Below are 21,662 nucleotides of genomic sequence, written 5' to 3' on the forward strand. Positions count from 1 at the left end.
AATAATTGATAACGATTCTCATTATATGTAGTGCGGAGTACCTTCGTGTCATCTTCAGTTCTTCCCTTGTCAGGCGTGTATTCGGCCGAGTCGGTCGAGTCACTGTACTGCGACCACCACAGTTGGTTGCAGCGCTGGCTGCATCATCGATTGGGCGGAGCAGACCAGGCGGCTGACTTGGCGCAGGACACCTTTGTACGCCTGTTAAGCAGCCGTTCCCGCTGGCAATTTGCCAGTCCCGGCGAAGCCCGTGCCTACCTGCGCAAGACAGCACAAAACCTGTGCATCAACTTGTGGCGACGTCAGGAAATTGAACAGGCCTGGCTGGATATTCTGGCCACTACGCCCGAGAACTTTTACCCTTCGGCAGAACGCCAGGCCATGATTTTGCAGGCGCTGGAAGAGATCAGCGCCATGCTCAGCAGCCTGTCTCCCAAAGCGGCCAAGGCGTTTACCCTGGCCGTCATTTGCGAGATGACGGACGATGAGGTCGGCGCAGAAATGGGTATTTCCGGCCGCATGGTGCGCAAGTACGTGGCACAAGCCATGTTGGGCTGCATCAGTCTGCATGCTTGCCAGACCGTCGCCGAATTGCGTCAGGAACCTTAGTACTAAGTCTCATGAAGCACGGTTCCAGCTTTTCTTCTCCCGCTACACCTCCCCATGCCGTTTTGATGCAAGCCGCTGAATGGTATGCCTGCCTGCGCGATGGCAAAGCCAGTGCGGCGCAGCGCTCTGCCTGGCAGAGCTGGCTCAAGCAGGACGAGATGCACAGCACCGCCTGGCGATATGTGGAAGAAGTCAGCCGCAGTTTTGAGCCTGTGCGCACTGCGCCAGATTCGCGCCGAGTGGTAGAAACATTGCACACGGCCAACGAGCGTTTGCATCAGCGCCGTCGCGTGCTGACCAGTGTCGCCGTACTGGCGGGCACAGGAGTTCTCAGTTGGTTGGGCTGGCGTCAGTCCTGGCTGCCATCCAGTGTTCTGGCCTTGGCGGCTGACCACTCTACACAAACCGGCGAGCAGAACCAGATTGTGCTGGCAGACGGTTCCCGGCTTTGGCTGAACACAGCCTCTGCGATTGATGTGCAGTTCACCGCACAGGCTCGCCATATTGTTCTGATTTCAGGCGAGATCTTTATCCAGACGGCCAAGGACGACATGGACAGGCCGTTCACCGTTCAAACCCCCCAGGGCAATATGCGCGCTTTGGGTACGCAATTCAATGTGCGTATGGACCAGGACTGTACGCAGTTGGCGGTCTATGAAGGGGCCGTGCAGGTGTCTACGGCAAAAGGTCAAAACACCGCCACGGTACAGGCGGGCAAGCAGGTCCACTTTAGTGCGCAGCGTATCCGGCAAAGCATGGACGCCGAGCAGGCGCGCGAGGCCTGGACCAAAGGCGTTCTGGTGGCTGACAACATCGCCTTGCGTAGCGTGATCAAGGAATTGGGCCGTTACCGCAAAGGCTATCTAGGTGTAGATGATGCCGTGGCCGACCTGAAGGTTTATGGCAGCTTCCCCATTCATGACACGGACCGTGTGCTGAAAATGCTGGCTTCGGCATTGCCGATTCGTATCGACCAGCCCATGCCTTGGTGGACCAGTGTGCAAGCTCTGGATTGATTGAGCAGGGCATTTCACCAGCGATGGTCGTAAATAATAAAAAATAAAAACAGTTTAGATTCAAAGGCTTGCCAGGCTTTGGGCAAAAAATCCTGAAAAAACAGCAAAAGCAGGTTCCGGGTTTTGGAGACTTGGTGGTTTTAGACAGTAAGAGGACCTGATTGGCGTGAGGCCAATGAAGCAGGAGGCGGGCCGCAGTGCCCGCTCAGTACTGAACATCAACGCAAGAACATCGTTCAGGTTCATCGTTTTTATTGTGACTGACCCGTGTTTTTGAAGGATGTCTCCTTATGCATCGTCGCCCCGATCCCCTTTCCCTGTCCAAGGATGCAGGATCGCATTGCGCCCCTTTGCGTCCACTGGCCTTGGCCCTGTATGTGTTGATGGCCGGCAGCGCCTTTGTCGTGAGTACCCAGCCTGCTCAGGCGGCCACGCAAAACAGCCCGACGGCAGACAAGACCCAGCGTTATGACATTCCAGCCGGCCCCCTGAGCCGCGTGCTGATGCGTTTCTCGCAAGAAAGCGGGGTCTATCTGGTTGGCGCAGGCAGCGTGGCCGAAGGCAAACAAAGCGCGGGCCTGAAAGGCAATTACAGCGTGACGCAGGCCTTGGATACCTTGCTGGCAGGCACGGGCATTCGCTACTCGCGCGATGCCAATACGGTGAACTTGTGGCCGATCACGGAAACCACTCAGCTGGAACCTGTGCGGGTTAAAGGCACCCTGAATCGCGCAACTGAAGACACCGGCTTGTACACACTGAATGGCACCAGTAGCACCGCCACCCGATTGAATATGGACACGCAGCACACGCCGCAATCGGTCAGTGTGATGACGCGTCAGCAAATGGACGATTTTGGCCTGACCAGCTTTGATGATGTGATGAACTTCACCACCGGCGTGACGGCCAATACGGCGGCGGTGGGTGGCGGCTTTCAGTTTCAGGCTCGTGGATTTGACATCAGCAATGTGCAGGTAGATGGCGTGCAAAGCAGCTACCGGGCGGCCGGACGTGGTGCGTTCAACCCCATTTCTCTGGATATGGATTTGTACGACCGGGTGGAAGTGGTGCGCGGTGCGACAGGCTTGCTGTCTCCTACGGGCGAGCCTTCCGCCTTGATCAACCTGATCCGCAAACGCCCTCAGGCCGAGTTTGGTGGCAAGTTAAGTGCTCAGTACGGTTCCTGGAACGACAAGCGTGTGACGGCAGATGTGACTGGCCCGCTCACTGACGATGGCCGTTTACGCATGCGTGTTATTGGTTCGCGCAAGCAGGCGGATTCTTTCATGGATCACCAGGATCACAAGAACGACTTGCTGTCCGGCATGCTGGAATTCGATTTGACTGACCGAACCTTGCTGACCGCAGGCTACGACTACCAGACCGCCAAGCTGCGTGGTGAAGGCAATATGGGCGTGCCTTTGTTCACCAGCGAGGGCGACCGTATCGATGTGTCGCGCTCCATGTCGCTGGTGCCGGATTGGACCTACTGGGACAAGAAGCATCAAAACGCCTTCTTTTCGGTTGAGCACGAGTTTGAAAACAAGTGGAACGCCAAGCTCAGCTACAGCCATCAGCGTGACGATGGCGATGCCTTGATTACAGGCTTGGGGCAGGGCGTTAACCCCGTTGTGCGCCCCGATGGTTCTGGTATCGGCATTCGCGCCAACCTGGCCGCCAACGGCTACCGTCATCAGGACAATCTGGAGCTGTCGGCCAATGGTCCTTTCGAACTGTTGGGCCGTACTCACCAGTTGATGTTTGGTTTTAACGGTACACGCAAGCGTGACACTACGTACACCATGCAGGTCAGCGATACCCGCAACTGGTTCATCCCCAATATTTACGACTGGGACGGCTATATGCCCGAGCCCAGCGTCAGCCGCACGGGTGAATGGAACCGGGTCCACACACGCGAGTACGGTTTTTTTGCAGGCACGCGCTTGAACATTATTGATCCGCTGAATGTGATCATGGGCCTGCGCTTGTCGGACTATAAAACCTACCGTGACAACTACGGTAAAGATGGCCAATTCACCGGTGTGTCCAACGAACTGCGCAACCGCAATGAAATTACGCCGTACTTTGGGGTGACGTACGACATCAACCCCAATCTGACGGCTTACGCCAGCTATACCCGTCTGTTCCAGCCGCAAAGCTACAAGGACATCAACGAGAATTTCCTGGATCCTATCACCGGGGTTAACCGTGAGATCGGTCTGAAAGGCAGTTTGATGGAGGAGGCCCTGCAGTTCTCCCTGGCTGCTTTCGAGACCCGTCAAAACAACCTGGCCGTCCTGGACCCTTCGGTGCCGGATGACTTCCTCTTGCCCGATGGCAGCCGCCCTTATGTATCTTCGGGTGCAGGCAATAAAACCAAGGGTTTTGAAGTGGAGCTGAACGGCGCGCTGACCAACAACTGGAACGTGTTTGCCTCCTATAGCTACGCCAGCACCAAGAACGGTGAAGGCGAGCGGATCAACACCTATATTCCAAGCCAAACCTTCCGTCTGGGCACCATGTACCAATTCTCCGGTGCACTGCAGGGCCTGAGCGCCGGTGCCACCGTGAACTGGTTTGGCAAGCGTGATCTGTGGACGGCCGGTCGTCCTTACACCGCCAGCAATGGCAAGGTGCTGGAAGATACCCACAGCAGCTATGCCCTGGTTGGCCTGCACGCCAATTACCGCGTGAACCAGCATTGGAATGCCAAGCTCACCGTCAACAACCTCTTTGACAAGCGCTACTACGACAACTTCGTGATCTTCCGGGCACGTTACGGCGCGCCGCGCAATGTGCATCTGTCCATTGATTACCAGTGGTAATTCCTTCACCCACTTTTATCGAGCCTAAATTATGACGTCGTCTACTACTCGCCATCTTGTGCGTGGTCTTTACCTTGCTATTGCAATGAGTTTGTCGGCTGGCTACGTACACGCCAAGACTCCTGCCCCTGCGGGCTACCAAGCCGTTACCCAAGCACAGATCATGCAAAAACCGACTGCCGCCGAAGTTCTGGAAATTGTCTTCAGCCCCGCTCAATCCAGCTTGTACGTGTCCTCGCCCAACTGGAAGGACGAGACCTTGTCGCGCACGCTGGTGCTGGACCCCAAGACCCTGGAAATCAAGCAAGAGATTGCCATGGAAGCCAAGAGCTTTGGGGTGGCTCTGGATGATGCCGCCAACCGCCTGTATCTGACTCAAGGTTTCAACGGCACGATTGCCGTGGTCGATACCGCCAAGAACGAGGTAATCAAGCGCATTCCTGTGCAGGAAAAAATCAATTTCCAGGACACCATCAACGCTGCTGACTTCGGCCAGGCACGTAAAGACGGTTTGTTGAAGATGATGGAGCGCTTCAAGATCACCGAGGACTTCCAGTACAAGATGCGTGAACTGGTTGTGGACAAGAAAAACCACCGCGTGTTTGCGCCTGGTCTGGGCCTGGGTTTCGACAGCGTGCTGTTCGTGGTGAATACCCAGACCATGGAACTGGAAAAAGTGCTGCCCGGCTTTGGCTATAACGTCGTGGGCATCACCCTGGATGAGGCCAATAACCGCTTGTTTGTCTCCAATATGCAGGGCCAACTGATGGTCGTGAATACCCAGACCTTGAACATTGATCAGGTCTTGGAAATTGAGGCCGACCAACTGCTGAATCTGAGCTACGACCCGGCCCAGAACCGCTTGTTCGGTGTGGACCAAGGTATCGACCGCGATGACGCCCGTAATCTGCACCTGGAGCGTGAATACAAGCGCCGCAGCGCGGGCCACCAGGTGTTTGTGCTGAATGCCGATAACGGCAAAACCCTGGCTGTGATGCCTACTGGCGAAGTGCCAATTGGCGTGCGTTTTGATGCTGAATCCCAGCGTCTGTTTGTAGCGAATCGTGGCGGTGTGCGCGAGAAAGAAGGCAAGGGTTCGGTCAGTGTTTTCGATACGGTGAACTACAAACCGCTGCAAACCATTGAGCTGGCTCCACACCCCAACAGCCTGGAATACCTCCCCGCTGAAAAAGCCTTGTACGTGTCGGTGAAGAACGACGGCAATAGCAAGGAAAAAGGGACCAAAGAACGTATGGTGCGTATCCAGTTTTAAGCTGGTTTCGCAGGCAGCCATGCTGCACGACTGATTGACAAGGTGGGTCCAAGCCCGGGTTCGGCGTCATGCCGAGCTCGGGCTTTTTTACGTGTGTGCACTGCTTGCGATATTTAGTGTGAATCTATAAGATTTGATATCTAATCAAATTGGACTTTTCAGCACTTTGTGCCTATTTCAGCTAAAGGAAAACTGCCCATGTCTCACTATCTGATCGAGCTTTATTCGCCCAATGCCAAGTGGAAGGCATTGCCCGAAGAGCAGCGTCAGCATTTTCTGGCCAGTCTTCAGGAAGCGATGGGTGGCCTCTCCAGTCTGGGTATCGAGGTGCTGTCCCTGACAGCAGCTGAGCACGATATTGACCACGCCAGCGACCACCGCTTTATGGGTGTTTGGCGCTTCCCGGATCAACAGGCATGCAAGGCACTGCTGGCTGGTATCAAAGCCAGTGGCTGGTACGAGTATTTCGACTATATCAATGCGGCAGGGGCAGAGGGAGGCTTTGCCCAGCATCTGACGGATCTGGCCCAGGCCTGATCGCGGGCAGTGCTGTTTTGCAGGGCCGGAAGGCCGTGGTGTGAAAGCTGATGCAAATAGGGGTTGGGAACAGGCGCTCCAGCCCGTTCCCAACCCCGTTATCACTATTGGTGATCAGTTCCCAGCATCAGAACTGAATGCGCGCCACACTCTCGAACGTACCCTTGGCAGCATCTTCGCCGTTCTTTACCGTGGCATACACATCGCCGTTTTTCTTGGCGATAGCCAAGGTATTAGGGTGCGCCGGGGTGCTGATGCTGTGCAGTTGGCGGTAGGTATTGCTGTCGAACACGGTGATCTCGCCTGACTCGCGGTTGGTTACCAGCAAGCGTTGGCGTGCCGGGTCCAGCTTCAGATTGACGGGTCCGGAGGCGGGCATTTCTGCCACCATTTTCTCGGTATTCAAGTCAATGGCTACAACGCGGTGGCCGGGGTGGCGGGATTCATAACCCGGAATACCGCGCTCCTGGAAACCACGCATTTTGGGGTGGCCCTGGTCTACCGCCAACAGGCGATGGTTAGCCTCGTCATAGGCCAGATTCAAGGGCTGTTCCGCACCCAGCTTGAAGCGATTTACGATTTCATTGGATTGCGTGTCCACCACCACCGCCTCGCCCTGCATGTTGGAGACATACAAGCGTTGGTGCTTGGCATCCAAAGCAATTCCGGTTGCCGTAAAGCCAAAGCCTGGAATGATTTTCTCTACCTTATTGGCCTGGGTATCAATCACGAACAGCTTGCTTTGTGTGTTGTCGAAAGCAGGCATGTACAGGCGGTGGTTGGCGGGGTCCAGCATCAGTTGCCGGAAGTGATATTCAGGCCGTTCCTTGCCGTCCTTGCCCTTGAGCATGGGGGCCAGTTGTACGGTCTGCAGCACCTGGCGGCTTTGCGTGTCGACAATGGTGATGGCTCCTTGGCCGGTGTTGCCTACATACAAGCGGTTAGCCTGGTCATCCAGAGCCAGGCTAAATGCCTTGCGAGTCAGCGGAATGGTGCCCACCACCTTCAGGTCTGCGGGATTCACGATCAGAATTTGATAGGGCACGGTGCTGTCGCTAAAACTGCCGGCAGACGCCACAAACAGCAGGTCCAGCTTGTCGCTATAGACCAGTTCGTAAATGCCCTGGGCAATTTGGGCGCGGCTTACCGTAGGCTCGGCACGGTTTTCTACTGCGGTTGGGGCGGTGCTGTGCGTATGTTGTGCGGGTGTGCTGCATGCCATCAAGCTGGCTGCCAACGCCGCGTATACCAGGGTAGAAGCAAAAGTTCGGGTCATGGAAGTGGGCCGTATAAAAGGGTTGAACATCGCCATCAGAACTCGAAGGTGGCAGAAAGGTTGAAGGTGCGAGGCTGGCTTACGCCGCGCCACAAGACCCCATACCAGTAGTGGGAGTTGGCGACGTTATAGACCGTGCCACGGAAGGTGACAGGGGTAGACGCAATCCTGGTGGCATAGGCAAAGCCCAGGTCGTAACGGCGCCAGCTGGGGATGGACTGCACATTGGCTTGATCCAGGTATTGTTTGCCGGTGTGGATGGCATTGGCTGTCAGCGTCAGGCCGTTGATCTGCGGTACGTCATAGGCCACGCCCAGCTTGGCTTCAAAGCGTGGAACTTCCGGGGCGTCATTGCCTTGGTACAGGCCGCTTTGGGTCTTGGTCAGCTTGGCTTGTTTCCAGCTCAGACCACCGATCAGGCGCAGGCCTTTCATGGGTTCGCCAAACACTTCCCACTCCACACCGCGATTGCGCTGCTCGCCATCAAAGCTGTAGATGTTGTCGGCATTGGTGACAGCGCTAGGACGGGTGATTTCAAACACGGCCAGCGTGGTGGCGAAGCTGCCAGCGTCGTACTTCACGCCCAGCTCTTTTTGCCTGGACTTGTAGGGTGCAAACATTTCACCTGCATTGGCGGCGCTGACCGGGGCCTGGGCTCCCGCACTTAGCCCTTCAATGTAGTTTCCGTAAACCGAGACTTGATCCGTCAGCTTGAACAAGGCGGCAACCGCAGGCGTCGTGGCGCTCTCGTCATATACATCCCCTTTGACCTGGCCGGTAATGGGGTCAAAGGTCTTTTGCTTGACCCGCTGCTGGCGTACGCCCACGGTCAGCTGCAAGCGATCGTCCAGCATGGACAGGGTATCCGCTACGCCTATGCTTTGCAGGGTGTTTTCATTGCTTTTGGGGATGCTGGGTGAATAGTCGACATTGGTCGGTTTGGAGACGTAGGTGGGGTCATAAATATTGCCTCCGGGCAGACCGGCAATCGGGTAGTTGGCGCGTACTTGATAGACGGTCCGTTCCGAGGCATTGGCGTTAACCGACAATTGGTGGCTGATAGGACCCGTCTCGAATTTGGTCTGGGCACCAATGTCGGCGGCCAGATTCTTGAACTTGGAATTCCACACCAGCACGGAGTCTCGCGCAAAGTCGCCATTTTCATTCAACAAACGCCAGTTCATGACGTTGGCCGTCATCTTGCGGTCGTTGTGACCAACACTGGCCCAGACCGTGGTGTCATCGCTCAGGTCGTACTCGCCCTTAAGCATGAACAAGTCACCCTTGGTGTTGTAGATGGACCAGGGCTCGCCAGCAATCAGCTTGTCGTGGGTGGGAGGGGCCGGAACCGCAGACAGACGGGACGTGATCTGGGCAGAGACCCCGTCGGTGTTTTCTTCATTGTGAATCCAGTCCAGGCCTACGCGCAGTCGGGAACCACGGTAATCCAGCCCCAAACCAACGGCTTCGTTGTCCACCTTCTTGTGCTTGACGGCGGTTTCGCCCTTGCGCTTGCTGGCATTGATGCGAATGCCCCATTCATTGTCAGCCCCGAAGCGACGACCAAAGTCCACCTTGCCGGAGTAGATGGAGTCGCTTTCATAACCCAGCGTCACGCGGTTGATGGCTTCGTCCGTGGCTCGTTTGGTGACCGTATTGACGGTACCGGCCACGCTGCCGCTGGGCATCATGCCGTTGAGCAGGGCAGAGGGGCCTTTGAAGATTTCCACACGTTCAGCAAAGTCGCCCAGGCTACGGTTGCCGTAAGAGGCCAGACCGTACAGGCCATTGATCCCCAGATCCTCAAAACCGGCGGTGCTGAAACCACGGATATGGACCGAGGCGTAGTTGCTCAAGTCGTAGTCGCTGCCTGTGGTGGAGACCGAAGGGTCCGAGTCCGAAATTACTTTCAGCAGATTGCCGGAGGAGCTGTTTTCAATCGACTCGCGGGTATACGCCTTGGTGCTGAAAGGCGTTTCCATAAAGTCCTTGTTGCCCAGCATCCCCACCCGACTGCCCGTGGCCAGTTGTCCGCCTGCATAGGCGGGTGTCAGGCCATTCAGGGAGCCGGTAACGGTGACGGGAGCCAATTGCGTGACCTGGCTGTCTGCGTTGGGGGCCAGGGCTGTCAGGGACACATTCTTGCCGCGGCGTTGATAGCGGATATTGGTATTGGCCAGCACTTGGCCCAAGGCCTGATCCGCCGTCAGGCTGCCCGAGACTGCAGGGGCGTACAGTCCTTTGACAATCTCGGGAGAGTAAGCCAGATCCAGTGAATAGCGGTTAGCCAGTTCAAGCAGGGCCTGGCTCAAAGGTTGAGCGGGAATGCTGATGGAGATGGCAGCGCTTTGAGCGTGGGCAGGGGCCGCACTCATGCCTAAAAGCACAGCAGCAGTTAGGCAGCTTATTGAGAAGGAAACAAAAGTCTTGCTGCTCGCAGCACGGCTGCGGCCTGTTCGGGTCTGGTTCACTGAGCGAGGGTTCCGTTAGGGTTGCGGGCGTTTCGTGACACAGGCACAGCGATGGCGCGGCGGGGTGTACAAAAAACGGCCTCTTATGGATAAAGACAAAGCAGCCGAAACAAAACCTGATAAAAATCTGAGCCGAATTTGAAACTAATTGTTTCTTCATTCGGCCATGCCTTATGGGCGGCGTGACACCACGGGTGTGCCGTCCCGCAAATAACTGACGGTGACAGGAACAATATCGGGCAGCAGTTCCAGAAAGCCCGCCGTGTCCCCGGTGCTGAAGGCCCCGGCAATATGCAGTCCTTGCAGTTCCTGGTGGTTCGCCCGCAGCGCCTTGGGAGCGTAGCGGTTGATCTCGTTGATCGCGTCGAACAACGGCGTGTCGCTAAACAGCAAGCGGCCCTGCGTCCAGGCCATCAGGGAGGCGACATCACCGTCACCCATAGGAACCAGATCCGTGCCCGCTTGCGCGCTGACGCCTTGCTTGGCAGTTAGGGCGGCAGTGCTGCGGCTCCACCAAGGACCATGCTGAACCTGTACGGAGCCCGATTCCACCACTACCCGCACTTGTGCCTCATCCCGTCGCACTCCAAAGCGGGTGCCTGTGACACGTACAGAGGTATCCCCGGCATCCACCAGGAAGGGGCGCTGGGTATCACTGGCAACGGTGAAGGAGGCTTCGCCCGAAGCCAGGGTTACGACACGGCTCTGTTCAAACAGTTGCACATGCAGGGTGGTGGCCGTGTTCAGCTCAATAATCGAGCCGTCCGGTAAAGAAACCTGTTCGCGCTCGCCCTGACGAGTGGCAAATTGCTGCTCATACAGCGTTTCGCCCTGATGAAACCAGGACAGGGCAATGCCGCCACTGATGGCGGCGGTGCAGGCAGCAGCGCCACCAATCAGTAAACCACGACGTTGCAGAAAACGGGGAGCGGGGGTGGCTGGTTCCTGAGCCAGCTGACGCAGGCGATTGCCAGGCACCAGGCTGATGGCATTCCAGATCCCTTGGGCCCGCTTGTATTCCAGCAGGTGTGCCGGATTGGCATCCAGCCAGGCTTGCAGCTGTTTGCGCTCGGCCTCGTCCATGCGTCCCGATTTCTCGCGCGCAAGCCAGAACGAGGCCGCATCGCGGGGGTCCTGCTCGCTGGAAGGGGCAATGGGATCGTTCACAGAATCAAGGTCCGACAAGGGGGCGCCAAATAAACTCATGGGATTATAGGCTTGCCAGCCTTGTCCACGTGGCCGATATCAGGGGGGCAGAAGCTGTGCAGCTGCCCGCGGATATGGCGTGTTGAGTCGATGACATAGCGTTCGACAGTATTGATCGCCAGCCCCATTTTCTGGGCAATTTCAGCGTGGGTATAGCCTTCCAGTCGGTGATAAATAAAGACCTGGCGCTTTTTCAAGGGCAATTGCGCCAGCGCCGTCTCCAAGGCTTGAGCCAGATCGCTGGCATGCAAATGGGATTCGGGGTCGGCCAGCAGCGGGTGATCTTCCTCGGCCAACTCTTCCAAAGAAACCAGATTGGCACGGGACTGCCGCTTGACCTCATTGATCAGGCGATTGTGCGCAGAGCGCATCAAATACGCCTTGGGATTCAGAACCGCTTCCGAACCCTTGCTAAGAAACTGCAGGGCCGATTCCTGGGCGGCATCTTCTGCATCGCAGGGCAGGGAGTTGCGCTTTGCCCATGTCCCGATCAACCCGCTGTAATGAGCGAGCCAAGCTTTCAGGAATGGCGGTGGGCGGGACATGACAATGCAGGCAAACAAAGCGGGTGAGCAGGGAAGCGCTCATATTAGCAATAATTCTCATTCCCATGTCCGAATTGCTTGCAGAGTGTGTCTGCTTGGAGACGGTGTGTGATGCTGCACCGCATCTCAAGGAAAACCTCCATGTACGGCAGCTAAGCATGGCGGCACACTGGAAGATAGGCCGCGCCCGCCCGGGGGTGGTCTGTTTTCGGGATGAGCGCAGATATGCAGTCTTCACATGTGGCACACGTCCAAGAGATCACGGCTGTTTGGCAGGGCAGCCTGTCCCGGCGCGATCAGGCTGTGGTCCATAGCTGGCGGCGGTGCATTGAGCATCACAGGCTGGACCCGGCGCAGGCTTGCGAGGCCTATATCGTGCCGGACTCCCAGTTGCGCGAGCACCGTCAGCAGTCCGAAGCCCTGATCAATATCGCGCGCTCCGGGCTGGAGCGTCTTTATCAGCAGGTTTCCGGGCTGAATTACGTGTTGCTGCTGTCCGATAACAAGGGCGTTACGGTAGATTTCCTGGGCTCGGATGGTCAACGCGATGCCTTGCGGCAGGCCGGTCTGTATATGGGCTCGGAATGGTCTGAAGAGCGCGCGGGAACGTGCGCGGTGGGCACTTGCCTGCACACGGGCGAGGCTCTGACCATTCATCAAAACGATCATTTCGATCATATGCATGCGCCTCTGTCCTGCACGGCGGCGCCTATCTATCACTACGACGGCAAGCTGGCCGCGGTGCTGGATTTATCCTTGTTGCAGTCGCCGGAGGCCAAGGCCAGCCAAGGCTTGGCCCTGCACCTTGCCAATGCGGCGACCCGCCGTATTGAACTGGCCAATTTGATGGCCTGTCACCGTCAGGAATGGATTCTATGTTTGTCGCAGTCGCCGGAGTTTCTGGATATTGATCCGGAAGCGGCTATTGCGATTGATGGTTCTGGCCGTATCAAGGGCATGACGCATACGGGTGCCCGGATTCTGGCGCGGGCAGCGGGGGTGGACTGGCGTAATCCTGCAGATCTGCTGGGGCAGAGTTTGATGCGCTTTCTGCATCTGGAAGTGGATCAGTTACCGACCTTGATGCGCTATCGCCCCACGCAGGAGCGAGTCGTCATGGCGCGGGATGGCAGTGTGCTGTTTGCCCATGCCATTGAGCCACGGCGTGTATTGAACAATCGGTCTGTGGGGATGGATGGGGCGGCCGTGGATGCCGCCTTGCCACAGGCATTGCGAGGCTTGGCAGGCACGGATGCGGCCATGCAATCCATGTTGCTGAAGGCCGCCCGTTTGGCAACGCGGGAAATGCCGGTACTGTTGCAGGGCGAGACGGGTTCGGGCAAAGAATATCTGGCCCGTGCGATTCACACGGCCAGCGGTCGTCGCGGGAATTTTGTGGCCGTCAATTGTGCGGCCTTGCCCGAGAGTCTGATTGAAAGCGAATTGTTCGGCTATTTAGCTGGCACGTATACCGGCGGTGCTGCACGAGGTCGCACGGGTTTGATTGAGGCGGCTGATGGCGGCACTCTATTCCTGGACGAGATTGGCGACATGCCGCTGGCTCTGCAAAGTCGTTTGCTACGAGTGCTGGCCGAGTCCGAGGTAATGCCCTTGGGCGCACGCACAAGCAAGCGCGTGGACCTGCGCGTGATTTCAGCCAGCCACCATGATTTAAGCGCCTTGGTAGAGCAAGGCCGCTTCCGTGCGGATTTGCTGTATCGCTTGAATGCGGCTGTGTTGACCTTGCCTGCCTTGCGTCAGCGCAGTGACCTGGAATGGCTGGTGCAGCAGATATTGCATCGGCGTAATAAGGGTGATGTGCCCGGTTTGTCTCCCGAGGCCTGGCAAGCGCTGCAAGCGTACGAGTGGCCGGGTAATTTGCGCGAGCTGGACAATGCGCTGGTGCTGGCCCTGGCCTTGGCGGAAGGTTCCTGCATTGAGGTACAGGACTTGCCGGAGGCTTTGCGAGAGCGGCGTCTGGCCACCACATCTACAAGCAACCCGACGTCAGTTCTCTGCGCCGGAGAATCGTCCTGGCAGCAGGTTTTGCAAGCCTGTGGCGATAACGTGAGTGCGGCGGCCAGACAGCTGGGTATCAGTCGGTCCACCTTGCATCGTTATATCAAACGAGCGGGACTGGCTCAGCAAGACTCGGCTCCTGACACAGGCTGCGACACCTGATACACCACCTGTGTCACAGCTGGCACAGTTTCACCGCCTTAAAACGAGCGAGCCCCCGTTAAAACAAGCCGTTCCCGGTTTGGCACGGTGTTTGCTATGTACTCCATAGCTGGGCATAAAAAGCCCGGCGCAACATTAAAACGATATGGAGACAAATCATGCAAACACAGCAGCAACTGCAGCCGTCTGCGCGACAGTTGGACACGGTTCTTGAACAGTTGACCCATGCGCTTGCCAGCAATGCACCGGACGATGCGGCAGCCCTGTTTGCCGAAGAATGCTTTTGGCGTGATCTGGTCATGTTCACCTGGAATATTCGAACCATGGAAGGGCGCGATCAGATCCGCGACATGCTGACGCAGCAGCAACAAGGCGCCGTGTCCGCCAGGTTCGAGCGCGACAGTGCCGAGCCGGTCAGTGATGATGGTCAAGGTCTGGTGGAAGGCTGGTTTCGTGTGGAAACCGATGTGGCGCGTGGCTACGGCCATATTCGCATCAGGAACGGCAAGATCTGGACCTTTCTGACCACCATGTCGGAACTGAAAGGGCACGAGGAACCGTTGGGCGTGCGTCGCCCCATGGGTGCCGAGCATGGTATTCGACGTGGACGTCAGACCTGGCAGGAACGTCGTCAGCAGGAGCAGGCCGAACTGGGCACGACCGAGCAGCCTTATGTGCTGGTGATTGGTGGCGGGCAGGGCGGTATTGCGCTGGGGGCGCGTCTGCGGCAGTTGAATGTGCCTGCGCTCATCATTGATCAACATGCGCGCCCTGGCGATAGCTGGCGCAAGCGCTACAAGTCTCTGTGCCTGCACGACCCCGTTTGGTACGACCACCTGCCTTACATGCCTTTCCCCGACAATTGGCCTGTCTTTGCTCCCAAGGACAAGATTGGCGACTGGCTGGAAATGTACGTCAAGGTGATGGAGCTGAATTACTGGAGCAGCACCGTATGCAAGAAGGTGCGCTACGACGAGTCCAGCCAGACCTGGGAAGTGGAGATCGAGCGTGATGGCAAGCCCATGACGCTACGACCACAGCAATTGGTTTTTGCTACGGGCATGTCCGGCAAGGCCAACGTGCCCAGCATAAAGGGGCAGGATGTGTTCAAGGGTGAGCAGCAACATTCCTCGCAGCACCCCGGACCAGAAGCGTATGCGGGTAAGAAAGTAGTGGTGATCGGGGCCAATAACTCGGCGCATGATATTTGCGCCGCGTTGTGGGAGGCAGGGGCAGACGTCACCATGGTGCAGCGTTCGTCTACCCACATTGTGCGATCCGACTCCTTGATGGAGATCGGCTTGGGAGATCTGTATTCCGAACGGGCACTGGCATCGGGAGTCACCACGCGCAAGGCAGACTTGCTCTTTGCCTCTTTGCCGTATCGCATCATGGCGGACTTCCAGATTCCTGTGTACGACAAGATCCGCGAGCGTGATGCAGAGTTCTACCAGAAGCTGGAGGCGGCAGGTTTCATGCTGGATTGGGGTGACGATGGTTCTGGCTTGTTCATGAAATACCTGCGCCGTGCCTCGGGCTACTACATCGATGTGGGTGCTTGCGAGCTGATTATCGATGGCAGCATCAAGCTGAAATCCCGGACCGGCATCAGCCATTTGACCGAGAACGCTGTGGTACTGACAGACGGCACGGAATTGCCTGCGGACCTGGTGGTGTACGCCACGGGCTACGGTTCTATGAATGGCTGGGTGGCCGATCTGGCAGGTCAGGAAATGGCGGACCGGGTGGGCAAGTGCTGGGGACTGGGTTCGGAAACCACCAAAGATCCAGGGCCGTGGGAGGGCGAGCAGCGCAATATGTGGAAGCCCACTCAGCAGCCGAATCTGTGGTTCCATGGCGGCAATCTGCACCAGTCGCGCCATTACTCACAGTACCTGGCCTTGCAGCTGAAGGCGCGTCAGGCGGGCTTGCCGGTGCAGGTTTACGGGATGCAGGGGGTGCACCATCTGCGTTGATGGGTAGTGACCTTGTTGTTCGAGTGGAGGTGTGTGGGTCTGCACCTTGTTCTGATTTTGGCCAGATTATCAATTTGATGATCTGGTTTTTTTTGTGTTTACCGGCTGCGGCAGGCGTATCTGCACTGCAAGCACCGTGGCCAGGGCGCTTGTTTTGTTAGAAGTTTTGCTAAATTTTTTACTTGATGTATCTGGCCCGGACGACCCCTCTGCAGAGAGCGACGCCCTGCTTTACTGCTCTGTTCTCACTCAGGATTGCCAGTCTCAAGGGCGCGCGGGATCTTGGTTGAAAACGTGTGAAAACCAGTCGTGTTGTAGGTGGGAGCTGATTGAACTTGGCCAGCATGCAGGCCAGAATCTGACGAAACACAGCAGCCTGTCATAAGCAGGACGAATAGAATTTTATGGAAAGCAGGAAAAATTCTTATAAAGAAATCGCTTGTAGCATTTCGTAGTTTTCAGCCTGGTTGGGAATGTTACGGTGGAACCATCCATTGCAAACAACGAAAAATTTGTTGATTGAACTGGACTTCTTTTAATAGCAGGGGCAAGGGTTTTTGAAATTGAAAATTCCCTTTCTGATATTGGAGAGCATATATGAAAAAATCCGCCATCCTATCCAGTGTATTAATGGCTACTGCTTTGAGCTTTGGTCTGCAAAGCGGCGCAATGGCCAATGAGCCAGCGGTCAATCAGGATCACTCGGCAACCGCAGGCGAAGCCGTCAGCGATACCTGGATCACCACCAAGATCAAGGCTGATCTGGCCAGCACCAAGGATTTGAAGAGCACGGATATCTCTGTTGAGACCAATAACGGTGTTGCAACATTGACCGGTACCGTGCCCAGCGAAATTGAACACAAGAAAGCCGTTGCTGCAACGGAAAGTGTGAAGGGCGTTGTGAAAGTCGATTCGTCGGGATTGAAAGTAAAACCGGAATAAATGTTCCGACATCAATCCTAATTGTGAATTCCCGTTGAAACAGGAGAACGACTATGAATGAAGATACGATCAAAGGTAAATGGAAACAGTTGTCCGGAAAAATCCAGGCCAAATGGGGCAAGCTGACCAATGACGATATTGATGTTGCCGAAGGCAATACCGAATATCTGGTCGGGAAAATCCAGGAACGCTACGGCATTGCGCGTGAAGAAGCGGAAAAGCAAGTTCGCGACTTTAATGGCGGCGCCTGATCCCCTGGCTTGACTGCTCAGGAATACAAAACGCCCTGCATATGCAGGGCGTTTTTGTTTGTGCTGTAGGAGGGGCGCGGGCCAGTGATGTTGCGCTTTGATGAGACGTAGAGACCTTGGACCACAGCGTCGCTGTCAGTCCTCATCCATCTGCTGATAGCGCTCGGCCAGGTAATCCAGCAATGCCCGCACAGCAGGCATTTGCCCGCGACGGGAGGAAAACACCGCGTGAATGATCTCGCGCCGGGGTGCCCAGTCCGGAATCAGCTTCACCAACGAGCCGTCGGCCAATTGATCGCAGACCACCAGGGTAGGCAATTGCACCACACCCACGCCTTTCAAGGCGGCACAGCGCAAAGCGGTCATGTCCGTGGTAATCAGGCGGGGCGTGTGATGCAGTACGGCTTGTGCGCCATCGGGACCATACAAGGTCCAGGTATGACTTTGCTGCGGCAGGCCCAGAGCCAGGCTGGGGTAGTCCGCCAGATCCGCAGGTGAACCGGGCATGCCGTAACGGGCGATCAGCTCCGGGCTGGCAATCAGGCATTGGCTGCGGTCGGACAGCACGCGCATGACCAGATCGCTGTCTTGCAACGGAGGGGGGCGGACGCGAATGGCAATATCCAGCGCTTCGCCGATCAGGTCGACACGCCGGTTGGTCGCATCCAACTGCACGGTGACATGCGGGTAGCTGACCATGAAGTCGGCCAACATATCACTGACATGAGCGTTCAGTAAGGTGATCGGGCAACTGATGCGAACCACACCACGAGGCTCGGCGCGTGTCAGTTCGATGGCTGCTTGGGCTGCTTCAGCCTCCACCAGCATGGCCTTGCAGTGCTCGTAATAGGTCTGGCCGATCTCGGTCACGGTGAAGCGGCGGGTGGAGCGCTGGATCAGACGCACTCCCAGGCGTTCTTCCAATGCCGCCAGCCTGCGGCTAAGGGTAGATTTGGGCAAACCCAGAGCCCGACCAGCAGGGGCAAAACCTCCGTGATCCACAATCTGAACGTAGAAGTACAAGTCATTTAAATCTTGCATGGCGGTTTTATCGTTCCATAAATGGAACATAGATGGCCGATTTAGGGGGCTACTGCCTTCGTTGTCCCGAGTTTATTCTGTCTCTTATGTTGAAACAAGGAGATGGACATGAAGAAAATTCTTGGTATCTATAGCGCTCCCCGTCCTCACTGGGTGGGCGACGGCTTCCCCGTTCGCTCCCTGTTTTCGTACCACACACACGCAAAACAGTTGAGCCCTTTCCTGCTGCTGGACTATGCCGGCCCTGCCGAGTTTGCCCCTAGCAATCACAAACGCGGCGTTGGCCAGCACCCACACCGTGGTTTTGAAACCGTCACCATCGTCTACAAGGGCGAGGTGTCGCACCACGACTCCACGGGCCAGGGCGGCACGATTGGTCCCGGTGATGTGCAGTGGATGACAGCCGGTTCGGGCATTTTGCACGAGGAGTACCACTCCGACGCCTTTGCCCGCTCGGGTGGCACCTTGGAAATGGTGCAGCTGTGGGTCAACCTGCCTGCCAAAGATAAGGGCGCTCCCGCTGGCTATCAGGCCATTACCGACCAGCAAATTCCTGTAGTCGCTTTGCCCGATGCCGCTGGCATGGTGCGTGTGATTGCCGGAGAAAAGGACGGTGCCGCAGGCCCTGCCAAGACCTTCACTCCCATGAATGTATGGGATTTGCGTCTGAATCAGGGTGGGATTGCCGAGCTGGAAAGCCCAGAGGGCTGGACGGCTGCGCTGGTGGTTCTGCAAGGCACCGTACTGGTCAATGGCCAAAGCGTGGCACGTGAAGGGCAACTGGTGGTGCTGGATCGGACAGGCAGCCAGTTCAGCGTGGAAGCCAATAACGACGCCGTGGTCTTGCTGATCAGTGGTGAACCCATTGATGAGCCGATTGTGGGACACGGCCCCTTTGTTATGAATAGCAAGCAAGAGATCTTGCAGGCTATGGATGACTTCAGCAGTGGCCGCTTTGGTGCGATGGCACCAGGGTCGGCATCCTAAAGCAAGGCCCGTGAGGGGCCACACCAACCTGGTGGCCCCTCGCTTTTCCTCCACAGGAGAAACATGATGACTATCCCCAGCAATGTAGCCAATTTCAATGGCGCCGCCCCGGTAATTGATCCTGATGACGCAGTCATGCTGCTGATCGACCACCAAAGCGGTCTGTTCCAGACCGTGAAGGACATGCCCATGACCACCTTGCGTGACCATGCGGCAGCACTGGCCAAAATCGCCACCTTGAGCAAGCTGCCCGTGATTACCACGGCTTCCGTGCCACAAGGCCCGAACGGTCCTCTGATTCCCGAGATTCATCAGAACGCCCCCCACGCCCAGTATGTGGCCCGCAAAGGCGAGATCAACGCCTGGCACAACGAGGATTTTGTGGCTGCTGTCAAAGCCACTGGCCGCAAGACCCTGATCATTGCTGGCACCATTACCAGCGTGTGCATGGCGTTCCCTGCAATCAGCGCTGTGGCTGAAGGCTACAAGGTGTTTGTGGTGATTGATGCCTCCGGCACCTACTCCAAGATGGCCGAGGAAATCACCTTGGCTCGTATGATGCAGGCAGGTGTGGTGCCTATCGATACCGGCGCAGTGGCCTCCGAATTGCAGAGAACCTGGAACCGCCCTGATGCCCAGGAATGGGCGCAGGTCTACACCAAGATTTTCCCTGCCTATCAGTTGCTGATCGAGAGCTACGCCAAAGCGCAGGATGTACTCAAGAATCAGGAACAACTGGATTCGCAGCGCTAATACCCTCAGCGCTGTTGCAGTGCCGGGTGCAGTGCCTGCACCCATCCCTTTCAATCATCGTTAAGGAAAACTGAGATGACTACGCCTTACAAACGTCTTGATAAAGACCAAGCCGCTGTACTTCTGGTAGATCACCAAACCGGGCTGCTGTCTCTGGTTCGTGATATTGATCCCGACAAGTTCAAGAACAATGTGCTGGCTCTGGCTGATCTGGCCAAGTACTTCAACTTGCCTACTATTTTGACGACCAGCTTTGAGGAAGGCCCTAACGGTCCTCTGGTCCCCGAGCTGAAAGAAACCTTCCCCGATGCGCCTTACATCGCTCGTCCTGGTCAGATCAACGCCTGGGATAACGAAGACTTCGTCAAAGCCATCAAGGCCACTGGCAAGAAGCAGCTGATTATTGCGGGTGTGGTGACTGAAGTGTGCGTGGCTTTCCCGGCCTTGTCGGCTCTGGAGGAAGGCTTTGATGTGTTCGTGGTCACCGATGCGTCGGGCACCTTTAACGAACTGACTCGCCATTCCGCATGGGATCGCATGTCGGCCGCCGGTGCGCAATTGATGACCTGGTTTGGTGTGGCGTGCGAACTGCATCGCGACTGGCGTAACGACGTGGAAGGTCTGGGTGCCTTGTTCTCCAACCACATCCCTGACTACCGCAACCTGATTAACAGCCACACCAAGTTCACTTCTGGCAAGTAAGCGCCCTGGCGCAGCGCTGTCCATTTCGGTGGGCAGCGTTTTTTGCTGTTTTGATGGCTGGCCCCTGTTCATGCATTTTTGGAGTTTGACCCATGAGTACCCTCAGTTCCGAAGTCTCCGTATCCTTTGATTGTCCTGAAGACCAAAATGGTGACAAACAGATCCAGCGCGTGCCCGCACGCAGTGCACAAGTGGGCGGGGGCATCACTGTTGGCCGTATCTTGCCGTCCTCGCAGCGGCGTATGGTGGGAGCCTGGTGTTTTCTGGATCACGCCGGACCCGCCGTGTTCACTTCCGGCCCCGGTCTGCGTGTCGGGCCGCATCCCCACATTGGTCTGCAAACCTTTACCTGGATGATCCAGGGCGAGGTGCTACATCGCGACAGCCTGGGCCATGTGCAAGTGATCAAGCCTGGTCAGGTGAATTTGATGACGGCAGGCCGGGGCATCAGCCATACCGAAGAGTCCTTGCCCGGCGAGGACAAGCTGCATGCGGTGCAGTTGTGGATTGCCTTGCCCTTCAAGGATGCCGCCTGTGAGCCCGCTTTTGATCATCACCCCGATTTGCCGCGTTGGCGTGAAGGCGAGTGCGACTTCACCTTGCTGGCCGGTAGTTACGAGGGGCGGCAGGCACCCAGCAAGTTGTATTCGCCTCTGATGGGCATGGATTTGAACAGCGTCAAAGCCGGTCGGGTTGCGTTGAACTTGAAGCCGGAGTTCGAGTATGGATTTCTGGTGGTGCAAGGCACTGTGGGCATTGGCAATGAGCAGTTTCAGACCAATGAACTGGCTTATGTAGGCCGTGGCTTGACGCAGCTGTCGCTGGACTTAAGCGTGGGCTGCCGTGTCATTGTGCTGGGCGGAGAGCCGTATACCGATGAGCTGGTTCTGTGGTGGAACTTTGTAGGCCAGAACAAGGAAGTCATCACCCAGGCGCAACGCGATTGGCGGGCAGCCCATGATCGTTTTGGTGTGGTGCAGGGCTATGATGGCGATCCTTTGCAGGCTCCTGACTTGCCTTGGGAAACCGCCTGATTCTATTGAGAGGTCTGCAAGGCCGCTGCTTACCTTG

At 56.7% G+C, this 21,662-nt stretch carries 18 protein-coding genes; 13 read left to right on the forward strand and 5 right to left on the reverse strand.

Annotated features, from left to right (window positions below; all coding sequences use genetic code 11):
• Positions 1–45: 45 nt before the first annotated feature.
• The 5 genes from Q9R35_RS10325 to Q9R35_RS10345 all read left to right on the forward strand — a co-directional run bounded on the left by Q9R35_RS10325 (position 46) and on the right by Q9R35_RS10345 (position 6,260).
• Positions 46–609, forward strand: coding sequence for a sigma-70 family RNA polymerase sigma factor (locus Q9R35_RS10325; RefSeq protein ID WP_269848141.1), 564 nt, complete (start codon positions 46–48; stop codon positions 607–609).
• Positions 610–620: 11 nt separating this feature from the next.
• On the forward strand, positions 621–1,625 hold the full coding sequence (locus Q9R35_RS10330) for a FecR domain-containing protein (RefSeq protein WP_197314257.1): 1,005 nt from the start codon (positions 621–623) through the stop codon (positions 1,623–1,625).
• 290 nt (positions 1,626–1,915) lie between these two features.
• The gene (locus Q9R35_RS10335) at positions 1,916–4,450 is read left to right on the forward strand and encodes a TonB-dependent siderophore receptor (RefSeq protein WP_311219807.1); all 2,535 of its coding nucleotides are present in this window, start codon (positions 1,916–1,918) and stop codon (positions 4,448–4,450) included.
• A gap of 85 nt (positions 4,451–4,535) precedes the next feature.
• Positions 4,536–5,723: a hypothetical protein gene (locus Q9R35_RS10340; protein WP_311219808.1), complete on the forward strand. Its 1,188-nt coding sequence runs from the start codon at positions 4,536–4,538 to the stop codon at positions 5,721–5,723.
• 198 nt (positions 5,724–5,921) lie between these two features.
• The gene (locus tag Q9R35_RS10345; RefSeq protein ID WP_311219809.1) at positions 5,922–6,260 is read left to right on the forward strand and encodes a DUF6616 family protein; all 339 of its coding nucleotides are present in this window, start codon (positions 5,922–5,924) and stop codon (positions 6,258–6,260) included.
• Between the two features lie 127 nt (positions 6,261–6,387).
• Here the strand turns inward: Q9R35_RS10345 and Q9R35_RS10350 are convergent, their stop codons facing one another.
• From Q9R35_RS10350 to Q9R35_RS10365, 4 genes are all read right to left on the reverse strand, one after another.
• The gene (locus tag Q9R35_RS10350) at positions 6,388–7,536 is read right to left on the reverse strand and encodes a YncE family protein (protein ID WP_311219810.1); all 1,149 of its coding nucleotides are present in this window, start codon (positions 7,534–7,536) and stop codon (positions 6,388–6,390) included.
• A gap of 35 nt (positions 7,537–7,571) precedes the next feature.
• Positions 7,572–9,911, reverse strand: coding sequence for a TonB-dependent receptor (locus Q9R35_RS10355; RefSeq protein ID WP_311219811.1), 2,340 nt, complete (start codon positions 9,909–9,911; stop codon positions 7,572–7,574).
• A 267-nt stretch (positions 9,912–10,178) separates the two neighbouring features.
• Complete coding sequence (locus Q9R35_RS10360) at positions 10,179–11,174, reverse strand: FecR family protein (RefSeq protein ID WP_311219812.1); 996 nt, start codon at positions 11,172–11,174, stop codon at positions 10,179–10,181.
• Between the two features lie 35 nt (positions 11,175–11,209).
• Complete coding sequence (locus Q9R35_RS10365; RefSeq protein ID WP_045929780.1) at positions 11,210–11,758, reverse strand: RNA polymerase sigma factor; 549 nt, start codon at positions 11,756–11,758, stop codon at positions 11,210–11,212.
• A 225-nt stretch (positions 11,759–11,983) separates the two neighbouring features.
• On the opposite strand from Q9R35_RS10365, the gene Q9R35_RS10370 reads away from it, so the two are divergent.
• From Q9R35_RS10370 to Q9R35_RS10385, 4 genes are all read left to right on the forward strand, one after another.
• The gene (locus Q9R35_RS10370) at positions 11,984–13,939 is read left to right on the forward strand and encodes a sigma-54-dependent Fis family transcriptional regulator (protein WP_311219813.1); all 1,956 of its coding nucleotides are present in this window, start codon (positions 11,984–11,986) and stop codon (positions 13,937–13,939) included.
• 158 nt (positions 13,940–14,097) lie between these two features.
• Positions 14,098–15,915 carry an NAD(P)/FAD-dependent oxidoreductase gene (locus Q9R35_RS10375; protein WP_197314438.1) on the forward strand — a complete coding sequence of 606 codons (1,818 nt, stop codon included), beginning with the start codon at positions 14,098–14,100 and terminating at the stop codon, positions 15,913–15,915.
• Positions 15,916–16,512: 597 nt separating this feature from the next.
• Complete coding sequence (locus Q9R35_RS10380; protein ID WP_035269768.1) at positions 16,513–16,857, forward strand: BON domain-containing protein; 345 nt, start codon at positions 16,513–16,515, stop codon at positions 16,855–16,857.
• A 53-nt stretch (positions 16,858–16,910) separates the two neighbouring features.
• Complete coding sequence (locus Q9R35_RS10385) at positions 16,911–17,108, forward strand: CsbD family protein (protein ID WP_009456875.1); 198 nt, start codon at positions 16,911–16,913, stop codon at positions 17,106–17,108.
• A gap of 135 nt (positions 17,109–17,243) precedes the next feature.
• On the opposite strand, the gene Q9R35_RS10390 is transcribed toward Q9R35_RS10385, so the two are convergent.
• On the reverse strand, positions 17,244–18,149 hold the full coding sequence (locus Q9R35_RS10390) for a LysR family transcriptional regulator (RefSeq protein ID WP_045929781.1): 906 nt from the start codon (positions 18,147–18,149) through the stop codon (positions 17,244–17,246).
• Positions 18,150–18,257: 108 nt separating this feature from the next.
• Between Q9R35_RS10390 and Q9R35_RS10395 the strand changes: the two genes are divergently transcribed.
• From Q9R35_RS10395 to Q9R35_RS10410, 4 genes are all read left to right on the forward strand, one after another.
• On the forward strand, positions 18,258–19,136 hold the full coding sequence (locus Q9R35_RS10395; RefSeq protein ID WP_042485587.1) for a pirin family protein: 879 nt from the start codon (positions 18,258–18,260) through the stop codon (positions 19,134–19,136).
• 66 nt (positions 19,137–19,202) lie between these two features.
• The gene (locus Q9R35_RS10400; protein WP_042485591.1) at positions 19,203–19,889 is read left to right on the forward strand and encodes a hydrolase; all 687 of its coding nucleotides are present in this window, start codon (positions 19,203–19,205) and stop codon (positions 19,887–19,889) included.
• Between the two features lie 75 nt (positions 19,890–19,964).
• The gene (ycaC, locus tag Q9R35_RS10405) at positions 19,965–20,591 is read left to right on the forward strand and encodes an isochorismate family cysteine hydrolase YcaC (protein ID WP_045929437.1); all 627 of its coding nucleotides are present in this window, start codon (positions 19,965–19,967) and stop codon (positions 20,589–20,591) included.
• Positions 20,592–20,683: 92 nt separating this feature from the next.
• Entirely contained in the window at positions 20,684–21,625 is a 942-nt protein-coding gene (locus Q9R35_RS10410) for a pirin family protein (protein ID WP_042485597.1), read from the forward strand.
• The last annotated feature ends 37 nt before the right edge of the window (positions 21,626–21,662 follow it).

The organism is Alcaligenes sp. AB3 (assembly GCF_031844565.1).
Lineage (GTDB): Bacteria > Pseudomonadota > Gammaproteobacteria > Burkholderiales > Burkholderiaceae_B > Alcaligenes > Alcaligenes faecalis.